This window comes from Photobacterium panuliri, from assembly GCF_059920555.1.
Window position 1 is genome coordinate 1,413,551 of the sequence record NZ_CP197192.1, and the last position, 26,445, is coordinate 1,439,995.

Below are 26,445 nucleotides of genomic sequence, written 5' to 3' on the forward strand. Positions count from 1 at the left end.
GGTAAAAATACTTGAACAGATCAGCCTCATAGCTCTGGGGGATAATGGCGTTTTGGGGTAGAATCTGCCCCCCTTCAATCAAGCGAACTCAAGAAATGCACATGTCATCCTCCAGTAAATCTATAGTAACGCTTTTCAGACGGTATATTTCTGTTGGGGTTGTCAATACACTTATCCATTGGCTGGTATTTTATATCGTATTAAGTATTGGTTTTGACCAAGGAATTTCGAATTTAACCGCCTTTGTCGTTGCTGTGACTTTTTCATTTGTAGTTAATGCAAAATATACATTCAGTCGGGATCCATCATTTGTAAGGTATTTAATTTATACAAGTTTTATGGGCCTGATGGCGCTGACTATTGGTTATATGGGGGAGAGGGTTCAGCTTCCTGCCATTGTTACACTCATTATGTTTTCTGCTATTAGTTTAGTAATGGGCTTTATCTTCTCTAAATTTGTTGTTTTTAAGGAATCATGATGAAAATTTCACTCGTTGTGCCTGTATTTAATGAAGAGGAAGCTATTCCTATTTTTTATCGTACAGTGCGAGAGACGTTAAAAGACGAGTTGGTTGAAATCATTTTCGTTGATGATGGTAGCTCAGACAACACGGCTAAGTTGATCTACGAGCTTGCCGCGGAAGATGATTTGGTCAAGCCATTATCATTTACCCGTAACTTTGGCAAAGAGCCTGCGTTATTCGCCGGTTTAGAGCATGCTGAAGGGGACGCAGTTATCCCAATCGACGTTGATCTCCAAGATCCGATCGAGGTTATTCCTGAGTTGATTGCCAAATGGCAGGAAGGGGCCGACGTGGTCCTTGCCAAGCGCGTTGACCGCTCGTCCGACAGCTACCTCAAGCGTAAAACGGCTGAATGGTTCTACCGTTTCCACAATAAGATCAGCAAGACCAAGATTGAAGAAAACGTTGGTGATTTCCGCTTGATGTCACGCGACGTGGTAGAAAATATCAAACAGCTGACGGAAACCAACCTGTTTATGAAAGGGGTACTGTCATGGGCCAGCAACAATGTGGTCATTGTGGAGTATACCCGTGCCGAGCGTGTTGCCGGTGACACCAAGTTCAATGGCTGGAAACTGTGGAATCTTGCCCTTGAGGGGATCACCAGTTTCTCGACCCTGCCGCTCCGAGTGTGGACGTACATTGGATTTTCCATTGCGGCGTTGTCATTTAGTTATGGCTTTTGGATGATTATCGACAAGCTTATCTGGGGCAACGAGGTGGCGGGTTATCCTTCCCTTTTGGTTTCAATTCTATTTCTTGGTGGCGTACAGCTTATCGGTATTGGTGTGCTTGGTGAGTATGTCGGCCGAATTTATATGGAAACCAAGCGCCGCCCGAAATATATCCTTAAGAAATAAAGGCTTTATATGAGCAGTAAGTCTGTTAATTATTTTTTCATGGGAATGGTTGTTATATCGGTATTGTTTGCGCTGCTTGCATTTAAAACATGGAATCCGAGCAAAGAATATGACCTTCAGCCAGACAAAGCATTAACCCATTTTCATGTGGACCAATGCCAGTTTGTCAAAAACAGGGTAATGGTTTCCGGCTGGGCATTGGTAGGCGGTGAGAAGCATATCAAAACCGATGTTTACCTCGCGCAGGAAGACGGCAAATATATCAAGATGTTTACCCGGCATATCTCGCGCCCCGATGTGAGTAGCTATTTTGATTCTGGCAATCTGTATGATTTATCCGGGTTCAAGGCGGCGCAGCGAGTGAATAGCATGCCATCAAATGCAGCATTGAAAATTAAAATTGTGTCTAAAATTGCCAACGGAGATGTTTACAGTGCATCATATATTTGCGAATAACAAAGGGAAATTAGTCGCCCTTTTTGTGATTGTACTGTACTTGTTAGGTATAGGGCTCAATGTCAAGCTACTTACATGGGGAGATGATGCATTTTTCATTAATGTTCTTCATGGGACTCAGCTTATGGATTGGGTCCAGCACCGATATGTGAGTTGGTCTGGACGGGCGGTTATTGAAATGCTGATGGCTTCAACAATTAATTATTCCATGGTATGGGCGTTGTTGATCCCGCTTTCTATTTTGCTCGCATCCTACTCTATGGCTAAAATTGTTTTCAAAACCGTCAATGTGTATTGGATCATGTTGGCAATGATGCTTATTGCTATCATACCGCCGGTGATTAGCTCCGAGGCGATTATTTGGGTAACCGGTTTTTATAATTACCTGCTACCGTTGTCTTTGGCTATTTTTACCGTTTCTGTGATGCTGGATGAGAAAAGCCGTGGGGCGACAAAATTGTTCGCTTTGCTTGCGATTTTCATTTTCTCTTACCAAGAGCAGGTTGTGATTATCTTTATCATCACGGCAGTATTGCTGTTGATTCAGTCATATAATCATTTCAAACTGTTGGGTCTGTTGTTGTCGCTGGCGAACGCTGCGGTGTTGTTCATGGCTCCGGGCAATTACAATCGGCTTTCAACCGAAGTATGGCGTTGGTATCCGCAATATATGGATTACGGCTTTGTAGAAAAAGTCATGCTTGGCTACGACAAGCTCTACCAAGCTTTTATCATGCCGCATAACTGGCCACTGCTCGTCTTCCTTGCGTTGGCTGTCTGCCTGACGGCAACCAAGAAACATATTGCCGTGGCAGAGAAGGTGTCAATATCAGTGATTGTGGCGTTTATCGTGTTTTCGCTGCTTCACCTACAGACATTCCCATACCAGCCAAATTCGAGCATTATTTCGTTCTATCGAGGTGAGATTAGTCCGGATGTCATAGTAAGAAGCCATATGTATATCTGTTATGCATTTGTTCTTGTCACGATGAGCTCGGTGCTGACCTTGCTGGTGGGTTTGCTCAACGGTAGCCGTAACATTGTCGGTGCAATTATCGTAACGCTGTTCGCGGCAATGAGTGTTGTCATGATTGGTTTCTCGCCAACGGTTTACGCTTCAACATGGCGGGTCGATTTTGTGTTTGAAGTGATGCTTATTATGGGGAGCTTGTTTCTTATGCGCGAGATTAACTCGAAATACAAGATAACATTGAGTATAAGAAGTGAGTGATCCTCGCACACTCAATTCAATTGAAATACGGCAGGGTATTCCGTGAATTCCACTTCGAAGTGAGTGTGCAGAATGTTGAAACGATCCCTTAGGTGACTGAGCCTATGGTGTTATCAAGGCTGTTAATTTATGCGCTAACGGCCTTATTCTTTAAGGTAAATTCAAATTGGCTAACTCTTTTTCCCAATGCAATGGCAGGTTTTTCAATAAAAATAAATGAGAAATAACCTAATATCATCGTAATAAGCAAAGAGATGACCATATTGAATATATACCCTTCATGAGGGAATAGGCTTGCCAACACTTGTTGAACTAGAAAACCATAGATATAAATGCCATATGAGATATCATTTTTTATCTTGATATTTCTTACCATTGGATTACTAGCTAAAACGATGGCTAAGATGGATGCAGATAAGTAAAATAGATAGAGATAGATTTCAGATCCACTGAGCATATAGGTAAAAATAGCAACGCCGAAAAATAGCTTACTGCTTATAATAATCTTATCTTTCCAGATTGCGAATAAACAACCGAACGAAAATAACATAGGTAGATGCAATATCCCCACATCGCCACCTGTTGCAGATGTAACCCAATTCAGTTTGAAAATTACGGAGAGAATAAAACACGCAAAGAAAATAGAAGATACAATTCTGTTTTTCAATAATCCAATCATTGATATGCATAACAAAAGGATATAGCAAATAACTTCCCAGCGAAGTGTCCAAAGCGAACCATTAACAGAGTTTGGATAATGGTTATCAGAAAAAACACCCGGAAGGAAATAACTTGAGTTCATTGAAATATTATCAATGACATATTGGTAAGTATTCGGATTACTAAAGTAATCATATGTGTTTAATGATGAAAATAGTGGTCCAATAATCATTGCGCTTATGATTAAAACACAAAACAAGGCTGGTATGATTCTGAAAACACGGGAGATAATATAATTAAAAATATTATTGTTTTTAATTAAGCTGTTACAAACTAGCATGCCACTAATAAAGAAGAATAGAGCAACGGCAAGTCCACCTGAAGATGTTACATGGAAATGTCGGTAGATAAAGTCCTGACTCGGTGGGAAACCGGTTAGATCATACGAATGGAAGTAGATCACCATACTAGCAAGGATGATACGAATTAAGTTTAAGTTATTATTATCTTTAGATAAAAATTTATCAATGTTCACAATATTATCGCTTATATGTCAATTCACTTTCGCTGTGATCGGTTGGTTAGTCACTATAATACCTTACGTTGAGGTAGAGTACCCATTGTTGTGCTAATCGTTGTCGGAGACGTGTAGATTTAGCGACATAATATACACATAAAGTCAGTTAAAAAATAGTCACGTGATTTATTTTTTATTCAGGATTATAGGTAACGCGAATTACTAACGCCCTGAAAATTAATTATCAGAGCGTTATATTTAGTGTTGTAAAGATTAAAATGAAAAATCAATTAAGATTTGAATTTGAGTGAAAGGTGATAGGTCAGGTAGCTTTTGACGTACCACCAGAAATGTTTGGAGAATATCTTCCGGTTGGCATAGGCCCCTTTGTGAACCGCTTTGATATTGGGCAGATAGGTCAGCCGGTAGTTGTGGTTATGAGCCCGTTTGCAAATATCGACATCCTCAAAATACATAAAGTATTTCTTATCGAAACCGCCCAAGCTCTCAAAAACGGTGATATCAAAGAGCAGGAATGAGCCGGCCGCCCAATCAATATCGCAAGGGGCGTCGATCGTCGCTTTGTTGTAGGCATCCGAGCGTTTCTTTCGGCTTATCAAGCCTTTGAACGGGCCGCTAAGTAGGGGAAACGACTTTATTGATAGCTCAGGAATGCTGAATGCATCGTCATGGAACAGGTTGATGGTATAGATATCCGAACCTAGACGGCGGGCATGGCTCTCAAGTTGCGACAGGGCGGCCAATGTGATGGTGATATCAGGGTTCATCACCAGAAAGTAATCCCCCTCGCTAATCGCAGCGGTGCGCTTAACGTACTCGAATACGTAGTTGTTGTTCTCGCCGAAACCGAGCTGGTAATGCTCGTCAAGCAGGATGATATTGTGGCGCTTGGCAAACTCGGTTAGCGCCGCGCTCGCTTTGGTGTTCGATTTGATAATAACCGTATATGTTAGGGCAATAGTCGCCAGCTCTTCATTGCGAACAAGGAGTTCATCATGGTTATGGTTGATTATGCTGATGTAAATCATAGGGCTGATTGTTCTGTCGCTGAGTGGATGAAGTGCCGAGCTGACCGTGCAAGTATTTGCGATGTGCTAGCTTGTCTGCCCGCGCAATGATTCTGGCGGGTAACCAGAATCATATACGAAGGCACGGTTATCGGTAAGATGTTATTGTGTGTTTATACTGCTGAATTTACCGTTTTAATGCAGCGTCTGGCAGGGCTGAACCGTGGTAATTGCAGGGGGCTGGGTGGGTGCATACCCGGTAGGGGCCGTCAGCAGTACCAACTTAATCGCGTCAAGGTCGAAATTGTGGCATAAGGTGTCCAGCTCTCCCAGCAGCATTTCCATCTCGGCCCAGCTGAGTTTGTCGTCTTTGGCGGTCATGATCGAAGGGTGGGCGGTTCCGGTCACGTCATCGCCTATCAGCAACTCCTCATAGAGCTTCTCGCCGGGGCGCAATCCCGAAAATTCAATTTCGATGCTATTGTCGAGCGGCGTACCTTCCGGATCGAACGGCTCCTTGCCCATCAGGCGGATCATCCGCTTGGCCAGATCGAGAATTTTGACCGGCTGGCCCATATCCAGCACGAAAACCTGCCCGTTATGGGCCATTGCCCCGGCCTGAATCACCAGCTGCGCCGCCTCGGGGATCAGCATGAAGTAGCGGATGATATCTGGGTGGGTCACGGTAATTGGGCCGCCTTGGCGAATCTGCTCTTTGAACAAGGGCACAACTGAACCGGAAGAGCCCAGCACGTTACCAAAGCGAACCATCGTAAAGGTCGTCTCGTCTTGGCGCTCGGCCAATGCCTGAAGGATAAGCTCGGCCATGCGCTTGCTGGCCCCCATGACATTGGTAGGGCGAACCGCTTTGTCGGTTGAGATCAGGGTGAAGTTTTTCACTTTGGCGGCAATCGCCGCTTCTGCGGCCGAGAAGGTGCCGAACACATTGTTGCGGATCCCCTCGACAATATTGTCTTCAACCAGCGGAACATGTTTGTAGGCTGCCGCGTGGTATACCGTTTCGACCTCATGGTGGGTCATGAGGTATTGCACTCGGTTCTGGCGCTGTACGCTGCCCAATGCGGCGACAATCTTGGTGTCGAGCTTCATCGAGGTCTTGATCGCTTGGATCTCGCGCTCGATCGTATACAGGTTGTATTCGTTGAGCTCGAACAGCACCAAGGTTGAAGGCTGTTGTTTGATGATCTGGCGACATAGTTCCGAACCAATTGAACCGCCGGCACCGGTCACCATCACAGACTTGTTAGTAATATGGCGGGTAAGCAACTCTTCGATCGGCTCTACCGGGGTACGGCCAAGCAAATCCCCAATACTCAGATCCTTGATTTCATCGAGACGCGCCTGACCGGCAGCAATATCCTCGATAGAAGGCACCGATTGGATTGCAATCGGGTAGGCGGCACATTTCTCGATCAGCTGGTGGCGCTTTTCTTTGGAGATATTGTTAATTGCCAGCAGTAGTTTCACGGGTTCGTAGAGCGACTGTAGTTTGGCATAGTCAGAACTGTGGTGTACCCGTAATCCAGAAATGATTTGGCCGACTTTGCTTGGGTCGTCGTCGAGAATTACCACCGGGTGGTATTCATTGCCGTTGATCAGCGAGTAGGCCAGTTGGCGGCCGGTCGATCCCGCCCCGTAGATAAACACATTGGGTTTCTTGCGGCGATGATAATGGTAGTAGACGGTACGAATTAGAATCCGAGGCCCGCCGAGGATCAAAAAGGCAATCCCGGCATAGATAAACGGTACGCTTCGCGGCACGAACGACTGGAAGAAGAACCCGCACAGTGAAAGCACGAAGGCCGAGATCATGATCGCCGCGAAGATATGCCCCAGAGCCGGGATCATCATATAGCGCAGTACTGCCCGGTAGAGCCCGAACCGCATGAAGGCGAAGATCGAAATGGCAATGGTGACGATCGCACTGAAAACCTCAGGAAGGTTAAGATCGAATGTCCAAGTGTCGAGGCGGATCACTACCGCAAGGTATAAAGCCAGTGTCAGCGCTGCTACATCGTAGGCAATGGTGATGATTCTTTTCTGTTTGCGCTCTGCTTGAAGAAGAAGTTTTAATGGTGTGAACATAAATAAATGGCCGAACTTTACGAGTGGAGTAGCTATTAACACCAATGTTTTCATATATTTACTGCCAGAATTTGATGTGGTAACGCCGCCAGTTTATGGCTTCATTAACAAAAATCAGCTGAGAAAGTCGAGCGTTAATATAATTCTTAGCAATAAAATGCATTCAAAGCATTAAAATGTACCGAGTTATCGTTATTGTGGATAATTCTCAAAAGTAATTGCTATGATTCTAAAGGAACGTAGCCCAATGCGCGAATAAATTTGGCATTTTTGGTGAAATTTCGTTCAAATTACAGCAGGCACCGGCCTGTCTTCTTGAATACCACTGTAATAGTATAGCATCCTATTAACAGGGTTTCTTTGAACAAAATCTAATATGTTTGCGAGAATATCAAGAAGTTACTAACATTTTTTCGTAGGTATCAGCCTGTTGTTCAGCATGTTATAGTAGCTGGAAAATATATATCCAGTCGCTGGATATAATGAACTATGGTTATTGATACGCTATTTCGGGAAATCAGTTTGGGACATAGAGTTTTAATTACTGGAAGTAATGGGTTTGTCGGCCGCCGTCTGGCAGTGGCCCTGCAGGCACAAGGCCACCATGTTACGGGGACCGTCCGATCACGTCCCTCCAATAATCAACTATTATGTGATTTTTCCGGCGAAAATGACTATAGCCAGATCGTTGAAGGGCAAGATTGGATCGTCCACTGTGCCGCGCGCGTTCACCAGATGCAAGATACAGCTAGCGATCCTGCGGCTGCTTTCGCCAAGGTCAATACCGATGCCACGCTTTCGTTGGCGCAGGCGGCGGCCAATGCTGGCGTAAAGCGGTTTGTCTTTCTCAGCACGGCTAAAGTCAGCGGGATAGATTCCCAGCCTGGCAGCCCGTTGCGCGAAGATATTGCCAATGAAACCCCTGATGATCCCTACGCTATCAGTAAGCAGGCGGCTGAAATAGGTCTGCGCAAGCTGGCCGAGCAAACGGGCATGGAGGTTGTGGTGATCCGGCCGCCACTGGTCTATGGGCCGGGTGTCAAAGCCAATTTCGCCGCCTTGATGAACTGGGTCGGCAAGGGGCTCCCGCTGCCGTTGGGGGCGGTAGATAATAGCCGCAGTTTTATCTTTATCGATAACTTGATAGATGTCATCTGCTTGAGCCTTACCCACCATGCGGCCGCCAACCGTACCTTCCTTGTTTCTGATGACGACGATGTATCAACCACCGACCTGCTCAAGCAACTCGCTGTTGCAATGGGCAAACCCTCCCGCCTTATACCCGTGCCGCCGTCGTGGTTGCTTGGGGCAACTCGCCTGTTGGGCCGGCCCCAGATCGGCGAACGCCTATGCGGCTCTTTACAATTGGATATCAGACAGGTAAAAGAAGCGCTCAATTGGACCCCGCCATTTACAATGCAGCAGGGGCTAGAGCAAATGATGTCTGAAATTAGTGAGAAGTCGTAATGAATAGTGGCCTAGTGCGTATGTTGGATTGGACAATGGCGTTGTGTGGTTTGATTGTCCTGTCGCCGGTAATGGTCATTGTTTGGATATTGGGATACAGGGAAACCGGCGCTCCGGTTTTTGTTCAAGAGCGTGTCGGTAGATTGCAGCGTCCGTTCAACCTCTATAAGTTCCGCACCATGCATCCGTCCACCGCCTCGGTGGCAACCCACATGGTTGATGCCAACGCTGTGACCCCGCTCGGTCAGTTTTTGCGTAAAACCAAGATTGACGAGTTGCCGCAGCTGGTTAACGTGCTAAAGGGCGAAATGAGCCTTGTTGGGCCACGCCCGTGTTTGTTTAACCAGCAGGAGCTGATCGACGAACGCGAGCAGCGCGGTGTCAACCAAGTGCTGCCGGGGATCACCGGGCTGGCACAGATCAACGGCGTCGACATGTCTCAGCCGCGCCAGCTGGCAGAGCTAGACAAAGAAATGATCACGACCTTCAACCTCAAGGCCTATTTCGGCTATATCTTGCAAACCGCCATTGGTCGTGGTGCCGGTGACCGAATCAAACACCACAATAATAAATAAAGCCAGCTCCCCATGCGTGAGTCGGCGTAGCAAAAACCAGCCTAAAGAAAGTAGCTCAATGCAACCTAGCTTAATTGAACATAGTAACCATGATTTGATGGCCATATTTAATGGCTGTTTCCTTGCCAGCTTCAATACTGAGCTGGTACTTGGCGGCGACGAGCCGATTTATCTCCCTGCTGATGCCGAACATCCCCATCACCGTGTTGTTTTTGCCCGTGGCTATTTTGCCTCGGCGCTGCATGAAATAGCCCACTGGTGTATTGCCGGAGCCGAGCGCCGTTTGCTTGAGGACTATGGCTATTGGTACGAGCCCGATGGTCGTAGCGAACAGGTACAGGCCGAGTTCGAAAAAGTCGAGGTAAAACCACAGGCCGTAGAGTGGATACTGGCGGCAAGCTGTGGTTTTCGCTTTCAGGTGAGCTGTGATAATCTGAGCGGCAGCTGCCAACCTGACCGCGTCGGTTTTACCAACAAGGTACGAGAGCAGGTATTACGTTATTTAGCCGAGGGAATGCCGCAAAGGGCGAAGATCCTGTCTGATGTGTTGCGCGAGCATTATGGTATTGCACCGCTGCAACCTGCTGATTTTCCCGCTATGGCACCCATTGATGCCATCTAGATGCCGGGCACCTATAGCATCCTATTTGATAGCAAATTGAACTGAATAAGCTGAGAAAACCATGATCCATCAATACGAAGAAACACTACTTACCTTGATTGACCAGATGGTTGAAACCGCATCTGATGACGAACTGTTTGCGGGTGGCTACCTGCGCGGGCATATCTCGTTGTCGGCCGCCAACTGCGAGCGTGATGGCGAAAATACGGTAACGGCGATGAATGAACGAGTGGAAAGCAGCTTGTCTGAAGCGCAGTCGGAGCTGAATCCGGCAGACCAACAAATTGTGAAGAACCTTTGGCACCATTTGGTGCAGTCTGCAAATTAATTAATAATAATTTGAAGCCGCTTAGGTATAAAAAAGGGCTCCGGAAACGGTGCCCTTTTTTTATTTTTAATTGCCGATAAATAGCATAGAAAAATATCAACGAATAATTGTATATAAATGAAGAGTGGCAATGAATGCTAATTCTCATTCATATATTTGCGTCGGTAATCCGCTGACTTGGCGAACAGTACCATTGGTAGTACAACCCCGACCAATCCAGCCGAGTAAGCGATATTCTCTTCAGCCAAAAGCTGGTAACAGCTTGTTCCAAATACTGTTGCCACGAGTAACAGGTTAGCACCGTGAAGAATGGGGTGGTTGGCAGAGAAACGTGCATAGGCCCTAAACATATGGTACCTCTTGTTAGCGCAGGTCAAAATATTGACGATGAGTGTTTATTTATTGTCAAATAAATAACATTATTATTAACAAATATTTTAGGCTATTTAGCGTAGAGATAAAACCGGATTGGTTAATATTTGTATTAAAAATAAGAAATCGGCTAAATAATAGCGGGCTGGAAGCGTGTTAGAAATAGCGGCGGGAGAAAGTAAAAAAGACCCGCCCTTTTGGGGCGGGCTGATAGGCTAGGGTTTCGCATACCACGGCGAGCGCGGATCGGTGAGGCTGAACAGCGAGTACTTGCGGTTTAGCATTTGCCCGCCATCTCGGGTGAGCGGCAGCCAAGAGATCGTCGCCCGGTTGTTGCTTGGTTTGACCGTCAGAATATCGAACGGGATCGAGATATAGAATCCTTTGTTGAAGCTGCCCTCGCCGAATTCATCGGCCGACAAATCGGTAATTGCGGCAAAGGCCCCGGCAATCACCCCGCTGTCGAACTGCTTGGAAAAGTCTACCGTGATCCCTTTGTCTTCGGTTAGGTACTGGCCGACGCTGATCTTGAACAAGGTATTGGGCAGCCATTGCCACTGTGGCTCGTAGTAAGCTGTCACATGGCCTGTCGGCGCGCCTGTCTGTACCCGGTAGTTGCGGTTGGTAAGCGGATCGTACTGGACCTCTTCGCTGAAGAAGCCAAGCTGAGAATCGGGATCGCGCTGCACCACATAGTTCAGATCAACCCCCACAGCCCAGTTGCTGCCAAGAGGGCGGTAGAGCAACTCGCCCCCCACGCCACCAAACATCATTTCGAGATAGCCGCCATAGGCCTGGGCGTACCAGTTGTCGGCGAAGCTGTCGAGCCATGTTAACTGCAGATTGTTGATCCGTACCGGGTTGTCGTTGATGTATTGGCGAACCAAGGTGCGCACCCGTTTGAGATCCGTACCATCTGGTGGTACGTCGTACAGGAACTTGTCGTAGTTGTCATAGATATTGAAATACACCCCGCCGCTTAGCTCTAGGTGATCGCCAAGCCAGTAATTGGCCCCGGCATTGACCCCGATATTGAACAGGTAGAAATCTTCCGACCCACCGATAGATTGCTGCAAAGTCGGTGACAGGCTGAAATCCCAGTTCTTGTACGAGCGAGCATAGAGCAAGCCGCCGGCCGGTTTAGGGTTGTTCCTGCTGGTGGCATCGCTGACCTCCGCACCCACGTATTCGTTGTTGGCGACTTTGGCAAATGCCGTGCTGTCGACCTCGGTTTCAGTCACCGGTTGTCGATGAGAGGTTTCGATAATGCGGTATGCCTTCGCGTCCGCCCCGGTATTGGCAATCAGGGTGCTGGCACGGCGAACTGCCTGATCGCGGTCACGGTATTTGGTTTGCGGTGCAACAATGGTGATCGTGTCTTTGTCGGCATACAGGCGGGGATCGTCGTAGCCTGCAATTTGGTGCAGGTCTTGCGCCAGTTGCTCCCATTCGGCATCGCTTAGGGCCTGTGCAGATCGGGCAGCTCCTGGGTGGTAGTTCGGAGCGGGTTCATCATGCCACATCGGTGCCAGCTCGTTGAAGTTGGTGCGCAGGTTGAGGCCGAATGTCCACGTATTGCCGCGCTCGTAACTCAGGCGGGCATCCCCCCAGCGTCCCAGTCGGTAAAGAACACCGTAGTTGATTTTGCTGTCTTGCGACATATCGATCCCGCCTCGGGTAACGGGGAAGTCGCTCTTGTAATCGTTGCCGTCGTATTCCGCCTTGAGTCGGAGTGGGGCCCACGGGGTTTGGTATTCCACCCCACCAAACAAGGCGCTGCAACCGGTGAACCAGCGGTCGAAATCGATGCTGCCGCCTTTGCCCCGGTAGTCGGTGTCACGGCCGCAGTCGATCGACTGTGATTTGCTTCCGCTTAGGTTGCCGCTGTTGCCGATATAGCCCCAGCCGATCCCGAGGGTGAAATCCAACGGCCCGATATGCTTGTTGGCGACAATATACTCGCCGTCAAACAAGCCCGTTCCCCCGAAATCCCTCACGCCAAAGGCGGTTTCTGGTAGCCAGTAGCTTTCCTCGAGTAGCCTGATCTTGAAATCAATACCCTTGTCGGTGTACTTGGTGTCGTCGCTGAAATCCGGGTTGTCGCTATAAAGCAGATCGTTCACCTGGGTGTAGCGTATTGTGGTTTCAAGCCAAGGGAACAGCTGTAGCGATGCGGTGTAGTGAAGGTATTCGTCGTTGTAGGTTGCGCCAAGGGTCAACTCCCCCTCGCGTGCCATTCGGCCGGAAGGCATCTGGATTAACCCAACGCCACCAAAATCCGATTGTGATGGAACAAACACCGGGTAGCTGAACTCATCGGCTTGGGCTGGGAAAAAGGGCAGCATTGCCAGTGTTAACGCAGAGAGCGAAGTTTTGATTGTCGGTGTCATTACAGAGCCCTGTTCCTTAGTAAATCAACCACCTCGTCATTGAGGTGGGTAAAACCTGCGGGTAAATCATCAAACTCAAGGTAGATAGCAGCACCAGGGGCGATATCGCGGTGGTTAGTGTTCCAATAGGCAATAGGGTGTTGTTCCACCTTGCCGTCAGGTTGGATCACCGTCGCGATACTGTTGTTGCCCGCAGGGCTGATCCCAGCCAGTTGCAAATAGTCCCGGGCATTCTTACGTTCTTGCCACGGCTGCTTGCCTACGGTATCTACAGCACCGATGACCCATACATGGTCGGGCCTAGCGGGCAGAACAAGGCTGAGTGGTGCATTGAAATCATTACTACGAAGTAAAGGGTTGTTGTCGGAAACAATACGTACAGCATCTATATCGAGAGGGAGGAATAGGCGCTTGCCAATCGGTTGTTCTTCAAGCCATAAGGCCATGCTGGCAAGCAGCGAGGCATCGGCCGATTTTGCCCTTTGAACGGATAACAGGGCAAATTGCCGAGCTAGTTCAGCCTGCCCAGGATGGCGAAGCAAGCTGAACAGCGCTGCACCGGTCCAGTAGATCCCGTTATCTGAGGTGGCAACGGGTAGCTTGCCAAAGTTAGTAAGGCTATCGTCGAGTATTTGGCTGAGCCGAACTGGCTGCGAATATTGCAGCGAAATATGCGGTACAGCATCTTGACCTGATTGCAGAACAAGGGAGCGATAAAGATTGACCGTCAGGGTTGATGGACTCCCTGTTTGAGACGCAGAGTCTGAAGAGGCCATGGCGCTGGTGGCTAAAGTGAGCAGGCTCAGCGCCACGGTTAATAATGTAGGTATGCGCCAGCGGCCTACGCGAAAATAATGACCGGAAACAGATATCATCATAACTCCCAGTTATGCAGAAAAGGGTTTTAAAACAGTAAGTTCAATATGAGGCAGGCCAGGGGCTGGTTTCTGCCGAGATTTTAGTACCCGGCCGGTGTCAGGATCGATCCAGAACTCGTTGCGGTAACGGGTATCAAGAGCCTTGAAATGAACCTCTTCAATGAAATACAAGCTGTTACGTGCAACCTCGTTAACGGTGATCTCCTGCTTGCCTTGCGGAATAAAGGTCGATTGGGCTCGGTAGCCAAAGTGGTATCCGGGTTGCCAATCTCGTTGTGATTGCCAGATGAGGGGGGTCGAGGCGAGGTGTAACCCGAGCGAGAGCGGATCAGGCTGCGCGTTATTGTTCGGGTAGCCAGTGAGCGACAGTAAATTACCCTGCGGCAGGTTCAACGATTTAACCAGCCTGCCTGCTTGGGTAACCAGCATCCCCTTGTCTGCCGATAGCCATTTCAGTTGCAGAGGTGATGGGGTATCGGGCTGAATCTGGCTGGTGGGTTCCGCCAGTGCCAGTACCATAAAGGCTTGCGGGCCGTCATCGACACGGGCATAGAGGCTGGCGTAGGGCATATTATTGATGCTGGTGGTATCGATAACAGCGTCGGGATCGCCGAAAAAAGCCAGCTTTACCGTATCGTTGACATCGTTGAATTTTTGGCTGCAGCCGCCAACCAAAAGTAATGCCGCCATGAGGGCGGCCCAGCGGATTTTTGCTGAAAGTTGAATGCACATCCTTGCTGTATGCTCCCTTAGCTCGTGCGGTAACGGTAGTGTGCGAAAACTCAGTAGCTATTGTTAATAGCTATATCATGTTGGAAACAAAAATAACCGCACAGCTGTGCGGTTATTAGAAACACAGCAAATTTTGCTGCCTGGGTTTCAGTTAGAGAGTTAGCCCTGAGAAGAAACCGTGGTGGTATTGCTGTTGTCGTTGCCGGCAGAATCGGCAACAGCCACGGTAGCTACGGCTACAGCAGCCCCTACAGCAACGGTGGTTGCGGTAATACCGCCTGCAGCGGCCGCGGTAGCAGCAGATGTACCTGCCGCGCCGCCCGCAGCAGTACTTGCTGCTGTTGTTTCAACGGCTGCCAACGCAGAGCCTGAGAAAGCCAGGGTTGCGATAAGCGCAATTGTTGATTTTTTCATTGTCTTTCCTTGTTTGTCATAAACAAAATAGGCCAGCAAATACCAGCCTATAAAATAATATGAGGAATAACAGAGATCTGCAATCGCTGTTCTTTGATGTCATGGAAATATAGTGAATGGTGTTGGGTAAGTGATAAAAATAATAGATGTGCATCGCAAAAAAATACATTGAGTAGTTATTTGTTGCGAATTTTTTGCAAGGGTATTATTGAGTGCTATCATTATAGATAGAGTTGTATTTAATGGTTGGTTATTGATAATTTGAATTTTTTTAGACGCGTGTTGTATTGTGCTTAACTGGTTTGGTGATTCATATTCCTATCATCATGAAAAGTGTGTAGAATCGTTTGAAATATTTATAGCGTTACATCTATTGTTTAGTTTACGATTGCTGAGTTAGCATATTTGCACTCATCGTTATCTATACATACAACGGCCTCGTGCTAACAACAAACCAACCATTTACGGTGTATTGGGAACCACAACCTAAGGGCGGTAGCGTGTCTGAAATGGGTGAAAACAATAACGTATGCCTTGTGGGGTTTCTCTTTAAAGTACAGCTGGGTCGATCTGTAAAGTTTTGATTTTATGAGTTTTTATCTTGCTGTGCTTATCGTTGTTCAGGCGCAACCTATTGTAAAGTATAAAGTCCCTCTGTTTTGTTGTGTTTGCCATTGACGATTTTGAAACCGAGTATTGAATCTTTGTATTGCCGTATGTCGAAGCATTAAACATGATTTTTGCTGAAGATAATTCTTTGTTATAGCGAATAATATGTTTATATGAGCATGCGAAATAGTGTATTCAAATAGCCGACGCCAAATAGTGCTGTGTATTGTAATAGTAAGAGTGTAATTTTTCCGTGTCGCAAACAGATGCATTACTAATTGACTATTTAGTTAATTAAAAAGACAGTTAATAAAATTGCGTAAAAGTATATTAGTGCGCTGATTTTCTCGGTAGATATGCCTAAGCGTAGGTGTGTACGAGTCATACTGCGGAAGCTACTTGTGTTTTATTATCTTATTTGTCATTAGTACTTATTTGTGATTTTTGTCGCGAATATTAGTTCCCGTAAAGAATATAATCACTCCGAATGAAATTCTGATATTTTTGTTAAGGATAATATTAATCACTATTTCAGTGGCGCTATAGCGTTACGTCTATACCCCCTCAACATGTTGCGATATACATCGCGTAGTTTTATACCTAAGTGACCTTAAGCTCTGATTTCAAAGTGCTGATTTTAAGGTATCCGCTTCAGTAGCAACACGCTCGCTGAGATGCTTGGGTATATCAAGGAAGATTAACTATGAAGGTTGAATATTGTGCCAGTGGCTCTAGCAATAGAGTCTTTTTCTGCGTCTGTACTATACCCATGCGGCGTGTCAAAAACACGAGTAATCCGGTAGGTATATATGAGCGCTAGAAATCATAGCCGGCCCCCCTTATGCCGTGATTCGTTCAGTGCCACCGAGCGATCAACGTTGTCTCTATCCTCTCTAATTAAAAATAATTCTATGCATTTTACTAAGAAGTTTGTGATCACCGCCGTGGCGACCGCCATGCTTGCGGGTTGTACCATTCCGGGTTCACACCTGAACACCGGTAATAAGAATGTTGTAGCGAGTAATGAAGAGCAGCAAGACTGGCTATCACAGATTAATGTCTACCCGCTAACCGCAGATCGGGTGAATGAATTTAGAACACCGTCGGCGTTTGCCCAAAACAACACTGCGCTGGACGCCGAACTCAATCGTTATCAGTACCGTATTGGTACCGGCGATATTTTGAACATCACGATTTGGGATCACCCAGAACTGACTATTCCAGCCGGTTCGTTCCGTAGTTCGGAAGAAGCCGGTAACTGGGTTCATTCCGATGGCACAATTTTCTACCCGTATATTGGCTTGGTAAAAGTTGCCGGAAAAACCGTTACCGAGGTGCGCAGTATTATTGCCCGCCGTCTGGCTGCTTATATCGAAAGCCCGCAGGTGGATGTGAACGTTGCCTCGTTCCGTTCGCAAAAAGCCTACATTACCGGTGAAGTCAATCAACCGGGCAAGCAGCCTATTACCAATGTGCCGATGACCCTGCTTGATGCCATTAACCAAGCGGGTGGGTTGGCGGCAGAGGCCGACTGGCGCAATGTTACGCTGACCCGCATGGGGCAGGAAGAAACCGTGTCACTCTATGCGCTGATGCAGCGCGGTGACTTAACCCAAAACCGCCTGCTTCGCCCTGGTGATATCGTGCACGTACCACGTAACGACAATCAGAAAGTGTTTGTCATGGGTGAGGTGAACGATCCCAAACTACTCAAAATTGACCGTGCAGGCATGAGCCTGACGGAGGCCTTGAGCAATGTGGGCGGCATTAACGAGCTATCGGCCGATGCCACCGGGGTATTTGTGATTCGCAGCAACCTTGATCGCACCGCCGACAACAATACCGTGGCTGATATTTACCAGCTGAATATTAAAGATGCCTCCGCCTTGGTGATTGGCACCGAGTTTGACCTTGAACCGTACGACATTGTGTATGTGACTGCCGCGCCGATCACCCGTTGGAACCGTGTGATGACTCAATTGTTGCCGACCATCAACGGCTTTAATAGTTTGACCGAAGGGGCACTGCGCGTGCGCCAGTGGCCTAACTGATCTGAATTTATTTTGAGCAACCCGCTAGGTTAAAAAATTATGAGCGTTACTCACAATACCCAAGTTAAGCAGGATTCCGACGAGATAGATCTGGGAAAGCTGTTTGGCATTTTGATTGATGCCCGTTGGAGCATCGTATTTATCACGTTTGTCTTTGCCTTGTTTGGTATCGCTTATGCCATGTTGGCAACACCGATATACAAGGCTGACGCCCTGCTGCAAGTAGAGCAAAAAAGCTCGGGCATGCCCGCTTTGGGCGATATGAGTGAGTTGTTTGCGACAGAATCTTCTGCCACCACGGAAATTGAGATTATCAAATCACGGATGATTCTGGGCAAAACTGTGGATGAGCTGAATTTGACCACGGTGATCGCACCTAATTACCTGCCAGTGATTGGCAAGGGGCTGGCGCGGTTGCAAGGCCAGCAAATTGCGATTGAAGTCTCTCAATTTAGTGTAGGGGAAAACACCAGCAAGCCGGTGTTTACCTTAACGGTTACTGATGCTGAGCAAGGTAGTTATACCTTAACCGATGTGAACGAGCAGACGATATTAACTGGCCAAGTTGGCAAGCTGGCCGAACAAAACGGTTTTGCCTTGCTGGTAACTGATTGGCAAGCCAAAACCGGTGATAGCTTTACCCTTGCCAAGCGCTCGCGGTTGGATGCCATTCAATACTTGCAGCGAAATCTTGGTGTGAGTGAGCGCGGCAAACAAACCGGGATACTGCAGCTGTCGTTCACAGGAGAGGATCGCCGTGAGATCGAAGCGATTCTTAATGACATTAGCCAAAACTACTTTTTGCAAAACGTAGCCAGAAATTCGGCCGAGGCTGAAAATAGCCTGCAGTTTTTGCGTAAGCACCTGCCGGATATTAAAAAGCAGCTGACATTGTCGGAAGATTTGCTCAATGAGTTTCGCCAAGAGAACGAGTCGATAGATTTGGGGCTTGAGGCCAAATCCACCTTGGATGTCATGGTAACCATAGAGGCTCAGCTTAATGAGCTAACTTTTAAAGAGAGCGAAATATCCCAGCGTTTCACCAAAGAGCACCCGGCATACGTTGCCTTGCTCGATAAGCGACAAACCTTGCTTTCTGAGCGTTCTCGGTTGGATCGGCAAATTCAAAAACTGCCTAAAACCCAACGTGAAGTGTTGCGCCTAACTCGCGATGTAGAAGTTAACCAGCAAATTTACGTGCAGCTGCTCAACAAGGTGCAAGAGCTCAACATTGTAAAGGCCAGTACGGTCGGTAATGTGCGCATTCTTGACAGTGCCCAAACGTATACCCATCCAGTTAAACCCAAGAAATCGCTGATGGTTGTGATGGCAACGTTATTGGGTGGAATGTTAGCGGTGGCGATTGCCTTGCTTAGGGCGGCATTCCATCGTGGGGTTGAAAATCCTGATGATATTGAGGCCATTGGCCTGCCGGTGTATGCCAGCATTCCTATGTCTGACTGGCAAGTCGATCTTGAGCGTAAGCACAAACGCAAAAAGCATTTAACTATCGAAGAGAGTTTGCTGGCAGTCTCTAACCCTGCGGATTTGTCGGTAGAGGCGTTGCGTAGCCTGCGCACCAGCTTGCATTTTGCAATGATGGAGGCCAAAAACAATATCTTGATGATATCAGGCCCCAGCCCTGGTGTGGGTAAGTCGTTTGTTTCTGCCAATATGGCGGCCGTAATTGCCAAATCAGGCCAAAAGGTATTGGTGATAGATGCTGACATGCGCAAAGGGCAGATGGAAAAACAAATGGGCGTTAGCGTTAAGCCTGGCCTTTCTGATTATTTAAGTGGCCAAGCTAACTTACAAGAGTTAGTTAAGCAGCCTGGACTAGAGGGGCTGGAGTTTATTGGCCGTGGCGAAGCGCCGCCGAACCCCTCTGAGCTATTAATGCACCCGCGATTTAGCCAAATAATGCAGTGGGCATCTGAAAATTACGACATGGTAATAGTGGATACTCCACCAATATTGGCGGTAACAGACCCTGCCATAGTGGGCGCCCATGCGGGTACGACCTTATTGGTTGGCCGATTTAGCCAGAACTCGGTAAAAGAAATAGAAGTGACCAAACAACGTTTTGAACAAAACGGCATAGAGGTCAAAGGCTTTATTCTGAATGCCGTGGTACGCAAGGCGAGTAGTTATTACGGTGGCCACTATGGTTATTATAATTACAGTTATAGTGAAAAATAGTAGTAATTCAAGAATTTATAATTTTAAAAATAGGCGCTGCTTTGCAGTGCCTATTTATACAAATGCTTGTAGATAGCATTGAAGATGACAACATATTAGGGATCAATGATGGTAAAAAAACGTGTACTCACGGTTTTTGGCACTCGCCCGGAAGCGATAAAAATGGCTCCACTGGTAGCTGAATTGGCTAATGATGATCGTTTTGAGGCAAAAGTCTGTGTAACTGCCCAACATCGAGAAATGTTGGATCAAGTTTTAGATCTGTTTGAGATACAGCCTGACTATGATCTGAATTTGATGAAATCAGGTCAAACCCTCAATGAAGTAACTGCTAGAATTATAATGGAACTGAAGCCCGTTCTTACAGAATTCAAACCAGATGTCGTATTAGTACATGGCGATACTGCGACTACATTTGCTGCGAGTTTAGCTGCATATTATGAGCAAATAGCTGTGGGGCATGTAGAAGCCGGGTTACGAACGGGTAATATATATTCACCTTGGCCAGAAGAAGCTAACCGTAAATTAACAGGATCGTTGACACGATATCATTTTGCCCCAACCGAAATATCAAAACAGAATTTGGTAAAAGAAAATTATGACCCGTCGTATATAACAGTAACGGGTAATACAGTGATTGATGCTTTATTATTAGTGAAAAATAAAATAGATCGTGATTCTGATTTGAATGCTACATTAGCTGCACAATTTCCTTACCTGGCTAAAAATAAGAAAATTATTTTAGTCACAGGACATCGAAGAGAAAGTTTTGGTGGTGGATTTGAACGTATTTGCCAAGCATTAGTTAAAACCGCACAACAACATGATGATGTACAAATTATTTACCCAGTACATTTAAATCCAAATGTTCGTGAACCGGTAAATCGTATATTGGCAGGTACAGAAAATATCTTTTTAATTGAACCTCAGCAGTATCTACCTTTTGTTTATTTAATGGGGCGTTCTCATATTATTTTGACAGATTCTGGTGGTATTCAAGAAGAAGCACCATCATTAGGTAAACCTGTTTTGGTGATGCGCGATACAACTGAGCGACCAGAGGCTGTAGAAGCAGGAACAGTAAAGCTTGTTGGTACTGACATTGAAAAAATTTGCGATCAACTCAATGCACTGTTGCTTGATGATGAAGCTTATAAAGCGATGAGCTATGCCCATAATCCCTATGGTGATGGTGCGGCTTGTAAACGAATTTTAGTAGAGTTGGCTAAATAGCTAGATTTCTAAATATTGCAACGTAAGGATACATTATGTCTTTTGAAACAGTGTCAGTTATTGGTTTGGGTTATATTGGCCTACCTACTGCGGCTATGTTTGCATCTCGTAAAAAAAAGGTAATTGGCGTTGATGTTAACCAGCATGCTGTTGATACAATCAATCAAGGTAAGATTCACATTGTAGAGCCTGATTTAGATATGTTGGTAAGTGCGGCAGTTCAACAAGGTTATTTAAAAGCCGTTACAACTCCTGAGGCTGCTGATGCCTTTTTGATCGCTGTGCCGACACCATTTAAAACTTGTAAAAAAGGGGAAATACCACAGCCTGATCTAAGTTATATTCATGAAGCAGCCAAAGCAATAGCACCCGTGTTGAAAAAAGGTGATCTGGTTATTCTTGAATCTACTTCACCCGTTGGGACAACAGAGAAAATGGCTGAATGGTTAGCAAAATATCGAGAAGATTTGTCATTTCCCCAGCATCAAGGAGAGCTGGCAGATGTAAATATAGCACATTGCCCAGAGCGAGTTCTTCCAGGAAAAGTAGTAACAGAACTTGTACATAACGACAGAGTTATTGGTGGAATGACAAAGCGTTGTTCAGAGCGTTCTGTTGAATTGTATAAGACATTTGTCATGGGCGAATGTGTTGTCACTAATGCAAGAACCGCAGAAATGGCTAAATTGACAGAGAATAGTTCTCGAGATGTGCAAATTGCTTTTGCTAACGAACTATCAATGATTTGTAACGAGTTGGATATTAATGTATGGGAATTGATTGCACTAGCCAACCGTCACCCAAGAGTTAACATTTTAGAACCTGGCCCTGGTGTTGGAGGGCATTGTATTGCCGTTGATCCATGGTTTATTGTGTCTAAAACACCAGAACAAGCAAGAATCATTCATACAGCTAGAGTTGTTAATGATTTAAAACCTGAGTGGGTTATAAACATGGTAAAAAAGGCTATAGATGATTTTTTATCAGCAAATCAAAACAAAACAACGAAAGATATTACAATAGCTTGTTATGGTTTAACATTTAAACCTGATATTGATGATTTACGTGAGAGCCCAGCTTTAGAAATTGCGAAGAGTATTGCTAATATTCATGATGGGGATGTATTAGCAATTGAACCGAATATAAAGACAATAAATAATAGTAAGATTAGACTTGTCACAATTGATGAATCTTTATCTAAAACCGATATCCATGTAATGCTTGTTGATCATAAGCAATTTAAAAAAATACAATTAAAAGACACTTATATTATAGATACCAAAGGGATTTGGAAATAATGATTAATTTAAATAATATAAATATAGGAATTATTGGGCTTGGTTATGTAGGTCTACCACTTGCTGTTGAATTTGGAAAGAAATTTAAAACCATTGGTTTCGATATTAACGAAGGCCGAGTTGCAGAGCTTCGTGATGGTACGGATTCAACATTAGAGTGCTCTTCTGAAGAATTGGTTGAAGCGACCAAGCTAGTCTATACGGCAAATTTACAGGAATTGAAACAGTGCAATGTATATATTATTACGGTTCCGACGCCAATCGATGAACATAAACAACCTGATTTAACTCCATTGATAAAAGCATCTGAGGCTTTAGGTTCAGTTATATCTAAAGGTGATGTGATTGTTTATGAATCGACAGTATATCCGGGAGCAACAGAGGATGACTGTATTCCGGTTGTGGAAAAGGTTTCTGGGCTTAAATTTAATGAGGACTTTTTTGCTGGGTACTCACCAGAGCGTATTAACCCTGGTGATAAAGAGCACCGTGTTACCACTATCAAGAAAGTTACATCAGGATCAACACCAGAAGTCGCTGATTTAGTGGACAGTATTTATCGCTCAATTATTGTTGCGGGTACCCATAAAGCAAGCTCAATAAAAGTAGCTGAAGCGGCAAAAGTAATTGAAAATACACAGCGCGATGTCAATATTGCGCTTATTAATGAGCTGTCTATCATTTTTAACAAATTAGAAATAGACACATTAGAAGTACTTGAAGCCGCAGGTACAAAGTGGAACTTCTTACCATTCCGCCCAGGCTTAGTAGGCGGACACTGTATTGGTGTCGACCCATATTATTTAACGCATAAAGCACAGAGTGTTGGTTATCACCCTGAGATGATTCTTGCCGGACGTCGTTTGAACGATGGTATGGGGCAGTATGTTGTGTCACAACTTGTGAAGAAAATGCTGAAGAAAAGAATCCAAGTTGAAGGTGCGAATGTACTTGTCATGGGGCTAACATTTAAAGAAAACTGTCCAGATCTACGAAATACCAGAGTTGTCGATATTGTTAGTGAATTAAATGAATATAACATTAATGTTGATATTGTTGACCCGTGGTGTTCAAGTCAAGAGGCTGAACATGAATACGGATTGCAGCTAGTTAGTGAATTGAAAAATAATCATTACGATGCGATGGTATTAGCTGTGTCACATAATGAGTTTAAAGAAATGGGTGAGAATGCAATACGTCAACTCGGTAAAGAAGAACATGTTCTTTATGATTTAAAATATGTTCTTGATAAGCAAGATGTTGATATGCGCCTTTAATGGTTGATTAATAAATATTAGGTGGGGGAAACCTCACCTATTCAAATGGTGTAAACATGGAACAGTACGAGAAAATTCAGGAAGAGTTAAAATCAACACCTAAGGTGTGGCTTGTGACTGGTGTTGCTGGTTTTATTGGTTCTAATTTATTAGAAAAACTACTTAAGCTAAACCAAACCGTTATTGGCCTAGATAATTTTGCAACCGGACATCAACATAATTTAGATGAAGTTAAAGGTTTAGTGAGTGATTCGCAATGGGATAGATTCTTCTTTATTGAGGGAGATATTCGTGATTTTGAAACGTGTCAAAGAGCAGTAAAAGGTGTGGATTATGTATTGCATCAAGCTGCGCTTGGCTCTGTACCACGTTCGATCGCTGATCCTATAACATCAAATTCGGCAAACATAACCGGTTTTTTAAATATGATTCATGCAGCAAAAGAGGAAAAAGTAAAAAGCTTTACTTATGCAGCGAGTAGTTCGACATATGGTGATCACCCAGCATTGCCAAAAGTTGAAGAGAATATTGGTAATCCTCTTTCACCATATGCAGTTACTAAATACGTTAATGAGCTTTATGCATCAGTATATGCAAGAACATATGGTTTTAAAGCAATTGGCTTACGTTACTTCAATGTGTTTGGGCGGCGGCAAGATCCAAACGGTGCATATGCGGCAGTTATTCCCAAATGGACAGCGGCGATGATTAACGGTGATGATGTCTATATAAATGGAGACGGTGAAACAAGTCGTGATTTTTGCTATATAGATAATGTCATTCAAATTAACCTCTTAGCCGCAACAGCACAGGAAGATGCAAAGAATGAAGTTTATAATGTTGCTGTTGGTGATAGAACATCATTAAATATACTTTATCAAAAAATTAAGTTTTCACTTCTAAGTTGTGATGTTAATTATGAATGTGATGTGAAATATAATGATTTTAGAAGCGGTGATGTTAGGCATTCACAAGCTGATATAAGAAAATCTACGAGATTATTAGGTTATAAACCAACACATAGTTTATCCGATGGGATTAATCAAGCAATGCCGTGGTATGTGTCCCAGCTAAGAAAAATAATATGAACAAGCAAAAAAGATCTAATGATTTATTTGATGACGTGCAGATTGATAATAATCTAAAGAGCAGAGCTGTGCGTGGTGGAGCTATAACTTTAATTGCACAAATATTAAAGTTTTTCTTACAGGTTTCATCTAATATTATTCTAGCTAGGTTGCTCCTTCCTGAGGATTTTGGTTTAGTAGCTATGGTTTCAGTTATAGCTACATTTATTGTGTCATTTAAGGACCTTGGATTATCACAAGCAACGATTCAAAAAAAAGAAATTACTCATGAGCAAATAAGTACCTTATTTTGGGTGAATGCTTTGCTCGGTCTTTTCTTTATGGTTTTGACTATTTTCATGGCGCCAACAATATCTTCTTTTTATGAGAAGGAAGAACTCATAGGTATAACATACGCTCTTGCTATTGGCTTATTTTTCGGAGGGTTAACAGTACAACATCAGGCAATCTTACGAAGAAGAATGATGTATAAGCAGTTAGCTATCATAGAGATAATATCAATAACTATAGCAATTGTATCTGCTGTATTAGCGGCATTATCTGGATTTGGTTATTGGTCTCTTGTGATACTTCAAATCATGCAAGCTCTATCATTAATGGTTGGTGTATGGATATATTCAGGATGGGTTCCGGGTAAACCACATCATATTTCAAATGTAAGCTCAATGCTTTCATTTGGTGGTTATATGACTATTTATGGTTTTGTTAATTACTTCTCGAGAAACTTAGATACTATATTGTTGGGATGGAAATGGGGGGCTGGTGCAGTTGGATTGTATTCACGAGCATATTCACTTTTATTATTACCTATAGGGCAATTTACAGCACCATTAACAAGTGTTGCAGTACCTACATTAAGTAGATTGCAGGATTCACCGGATGAATTTAATAAATATTATTTTAAAATAATAAATTTAATTGCGTATGTGTCCATGCCTGTTGTTGTTCTTATGTGGATATTATCTTATGAAGTAATTGTTATTTTGCTTGGTGAGAATTGGGTTGATGCAGCAGAGATATTTAAAATATTAGCATTTGCAGCATTTTGGCAACCTGTGACATGTACAGTTGGTTGGGTATATGTATCATTAGGACGAGTTAAGAGAATGATGATTTGGGGATTTATATCTACCATATTTCTATCAAGCTTAATGTTTTTAGGGGTAAGCAGTGGTGTATTAGGTATCGCTAAGTATTATTCAATTGGTATGTGGTTGTTAACTATTCCAATTTTCATGTTTGCATTTCACAATACATCATTAACATTAAGTCAATTGCTTAATAGTATTACGCTGCCATTAGTAAATTCATTGTTAGTAGGAGTGTGTTTTTATTTATCTCGATTGTTCTTTATTGATTTTGGAGTTATTGAGACTTTTATTGGAACAATCTTTGTTGGGTTTCTATTGTATATAACTTTAATTTTGATAATTAAGCCATTAAGAAATGACATCTTTAGAATATTCTTCTCTTTAAAGAATAACATAAAACTTAAAGTCGAAACTAATAACGCTTAAATAATTCAAAGGT

Annotated in this window: 23 protein-coding genes; 15 read left to right on the plus strand and 8 right to left on the minus strand. The window is 44.6% G+C overall.

Features of this window, described 5'->3' with window-relative positions; genetic code table 11:
- Positions 1–101: 101 nt before the first annotated feature.
- The 4 genes from ACSF8X_RS06740 (at position 102) to ACSF8X_RS06755 (ending at position 3,071) form a co-directional block, all read left to right on the plus strand.
- Positions 102–479, plus strand: a complete 378-nt coding sequence (locus ACSF8X_RS06740) for a GtrA family protein (protein WP_500850979.1) — start codon at positions 102–104, stop codon at positions 477–479.
- Positions 479–1,384: a glycosyltransferase family 2 protein gene (locus ACSF8X_RS06745; RefSeq protein ID WP_500851151.1), complete on the plus strand. Its 906-nt coding sequence runs from the start codon at positions 479–481 to the stop codon at positions 1,382–1,384. Before ACSF8X_RS06740 ends, ACSF8X_RS06745 begins: the two co-directional genes overlap by 1 nt.
- A gap of 63 nt (positions 1,385–1,447) precedes the next feature.
- Positions 1,448–1,840: a hypothetical protein gene (locus ACSF8X_RS06750; protein ID WP_500850980.1), complete on the plus strand. Its 393-nt coding sequence runs from the start codon at positions 1,448–1,450 to the stop codon at positions 1,838–1,840.
- Between the two features lie 124 nt (positions 1,841–1,964).
- Positions 1,965–3,071, plus strand: coding sequence for a hypothetical protein (locus ACSF8X_RS06755; protein WP_500850981.1), 1,107 nt, complete (start codon positions 1,965–1,967; stop codon positions 3,069–3,071).
- A 127-nt stretch (positions 3,072–3,198) separates the two neighbouring features.
- On the opposite strand, the gene ACSF8X_RS06760 is transcribed toward ACSF8X_RS06755, so the two are convergent.
- From ACSF8X_RS06760 to ACSF8X_RS06770, 3 genes are all read right to left on the minus strand, one after another.
- Positions 3,199–4,266, minus strand: coding sequence for an acyltransferase family protein (locus tag ACSF8X_RS06760; protein WP_500850982.1), 1,068 nt, complete (start codon positions 4,264–4,266; stop codon positions 3,199–3,201).
- Positions 4,267–4,538: 272 nt separating this feature from the next.
- A complete protein-coding gene (locus ACSF8X_RS06765) occupies positions 4,539–5,297 on the minus strand; it encodes a glycosyltransferase family protein (RefSeq protein WP_500850983.1) in 759 nt (252 codons plus the stop codon).
- Positions 5,298–5,471: 174 nt separating this feature from the next.
- Positions 5,472–7,382, minus strand: a complete 1,911-nt coding sequence (locus ACSF8X_RS06770; RefSeq protein WP_500850984.1) for a polysaccharide biosynthesis protein — start codon at positions 7,380–7,382, stop codon at positions 5,472–5,474.
- A gap of 522 nt (positions 7,383–7,904) precedes the next feature.
- On the opposite strand from ACSF8X_RS06770, the gene ACSF8X_RS06775 reads away from it, so the two are divergent.
- The 4 genes from ACSF8X_RS06775 (at position 7,905) to ACSF8X_RS06790 (ending at position 10,374) form a co-directional block, all read left to right on the plus strand.
- Complete coding sequence (locus tag ACSF8X_RS06775; protein ID WP_500850985.1) at positions 7,905–8,849, plus strand: NAD-dependent epimerase/dehydratase family protein; 945 nt, start codon at positions 7,905–7,907, stop codon at positions 8,847–8,849.
- Positions 8,849–9,424 (plus strand): sugar transferase, encoded by a 576-nt coding sequence (locus ACSF8X_RS06780; protein WP_500850986.1) that lies wholly within the window; start codon positions 8,849–8,851, stop codon positions 9,422–9,424. The genes ACSF8X_RS06775 and ACSF8X_RS06780 overlap by 1 nt, the downstream gene beginning before the upstream one ends.
- Positions 9,425–9,497: 73 nt before the next feature.
- The gene (locus tag ACSF8X_RS06785) at positions 9,498–10,046 is read left to right on the plus strand and encodes an elongation factor P hydroxylase (protein ID WP_047878894.1); all 549 of its coding nucleotides are present in this window, start codon (positions 9,498–9,500) and stop codon (positions 10,044–10,046) included.
- Between the two features lie 61 nt (positions 10,047–10,107).
- A complete protein-coding gene (locus tag ACSF8X_RS06790) occupies positions 10,108–10,374 on the plus strand; it encodes a YfcL family protein (RefSeq protein WP_500850987.1) in 267 nt (88 codons plus the stop codon).
- Between the two features lie 137 nt (positions 10,375–10,511).
- Here the strand turns inward: ACSF8X_RS06790 and ACSF8X_RS06795 are convergent, their stop codons facing one another.
- From ACSF8X_RS06795 to ACSF8X_RS06815, 5 genes are all read right to left on the minus strand, one after another.
- Entirely contained in the window at positions 10,512–10,724 is a 213-nt protein-coding gene (locus tag ACSF8X_RS06795; protein WP_500850988.1) for a hypothetical protein, read from the minus strand.
- 237 nt (positions 10,725–10,961) lie between these two features.
- Positions 10,962–13,136, minus strand: coding sequence for a YjbH domain-containing protein (locus ACSF8X_RS06800; protein WP_500850989.1), 2,175 nt, complete (start codon positions 13,134–13,136; stop codon positions 10,962–10,964).
- Complete coding sequence (locus ACSF8X_RS06805; protein ID WP_500850990.1) at positions 13,136–14,014, minus strand: capsule biosynthesis GfcC family protein; 879 nt, start codon at positions 14,012–14,014, stop codon at positions 13,136–13,138. The genes ACSF8X_RS06800 and ACSF8X_RS06805 overlap by 1 nt, the downstream gene beginning before the upstream one ends.
- A gap of 9 nt (positions 14,015–14,023) precedes the next feature.
- On the minus strand, positions 14,024–14,746 hold the full coding sequence (locus ACSF8X_RS06810) for a YjbF family lipoprotein (RefSeq protein WP_500850991.1): 723 nt from the start codon (positions 14,744–14,746) through the stop codon (positions 14,024–14,026).
- A gap of 159 nt (positions 14,747–14,905) precedes the next feature.
- Complete coding sequence (locus tag ACSF8X_RS06815; protein ID WP_500850992.1) at positions 14,906–15,160, minus strand: hypothetical protein; 255 nt, start codon at positions 15,158–15,160, stop codon at positions 14,906–14,908.
- Between the two features lie 1,520 nt (positions 15,161–16,680).
- Between ACSF8X_RS06815 and ACSF8X_RS06820 the strand changes: the two genes are divergently transcribed.
- The 7 genes from ACSF8X_RS06820 to ACSF8X_RS06850 all read left to right on the plus strand — a co-directional run bounded on the left by ACSF8X_RS06820 (position 16,681) and on the right by ACSF8X_RS06850 (position 26,432).
- Complete coding sequence (locus tag ACSF8X_RS06820) at positions 16,681–17,820, plus strand: polysaccharide export protein (protein ID WP_500850993.1); 1,140 nt, start codon at positions 16,681–16,683, stop codon at positions 17,818–17,820.
- Positions 17,821–17,859: 39 nt separating this feature from the next.
- Positions 17,860–20,019 (plus strand): polysaccharide biosynthesis tyrosine autokinase, encoded by a 2,160-nt coding sequence (locus tag ACSF8X_RS06825; protein WP_500850994.1) that lies wholly within the window; start codon positions 17,860–17,862, stop codon positions 20,017–20,019.
- A 108-nt stretch (positions 20,020–20,127) separates the two neighbouring features.
- Positions 20,128–21,252, plus strand: coding sequence for a non-hydrolyzing UDP-N-acetylglucosamine 2-epimerase (gene wecB, locus ACSF8X_RS06830; protein ID WP_500851152.1), 1,125 nt, complete (start codon positions 20,128–20,130; stop codon positions 21,250–21,252).
- Positions 21,253–21,287: 35 nt separating this feature from the next.
- Complete coding sequence (gene wecC / locus ACSF8X_RS06835; RefSeq protein WP_500850995.1) at positions 21,288–22,550, plus strand: UDP-N-acetyl-D-mannosamine dehydrogenase; 1,263 nt, start codon at positions 21,288–21,290, stop codon at positions 22,548–22,550.
- A complete protein-coding gene (gene tviB, locus ACSF8X_RS06840; RefSeq protein WP_500850996.1) occupies positions 22,550–23,827 on the plus strand; it encodes a Vi polysaccharide biosynthesis UDP-N-acetylglucosamine C-6 dehydrogenase TviB in 1,278 nt (425 codons plus the stop codon). The genes wecC and tviB overlap by 1 nt, the downstream gene beginning before the upstream one ends.
- A gap of 56 nt (positions 23,828–23,883) precedes the next feature.
- Complete coding sequence (locus tag ACSF8X_RS06845; protein WP_500850997.1) at positions 23,884–24,915, plus strand: NAD-dependent epimerase/dehydratase family protein; 1,032 nt, start codon at positions 23,884–23,886, stop codon at positions 24,913–24,915.
- On the plus strand, positions 24,912–26,432 hold the full coding sequence (locus ACSF8X_RS06850) for a lipopolysaccharide biosynthesis protein (protein ID WP_500850998.1): 1,521 nt from the start codon (positions 24,912–24,914) through the stop codon (positions 26,430–26,432). Before ACSF8X_RS06845 ends, ACSF8X_RS06850 begins: the two co-directional genes overlap by 4 nt.
- Positions 26,433–26,445 lie beyond the last annotated feature (13 nt).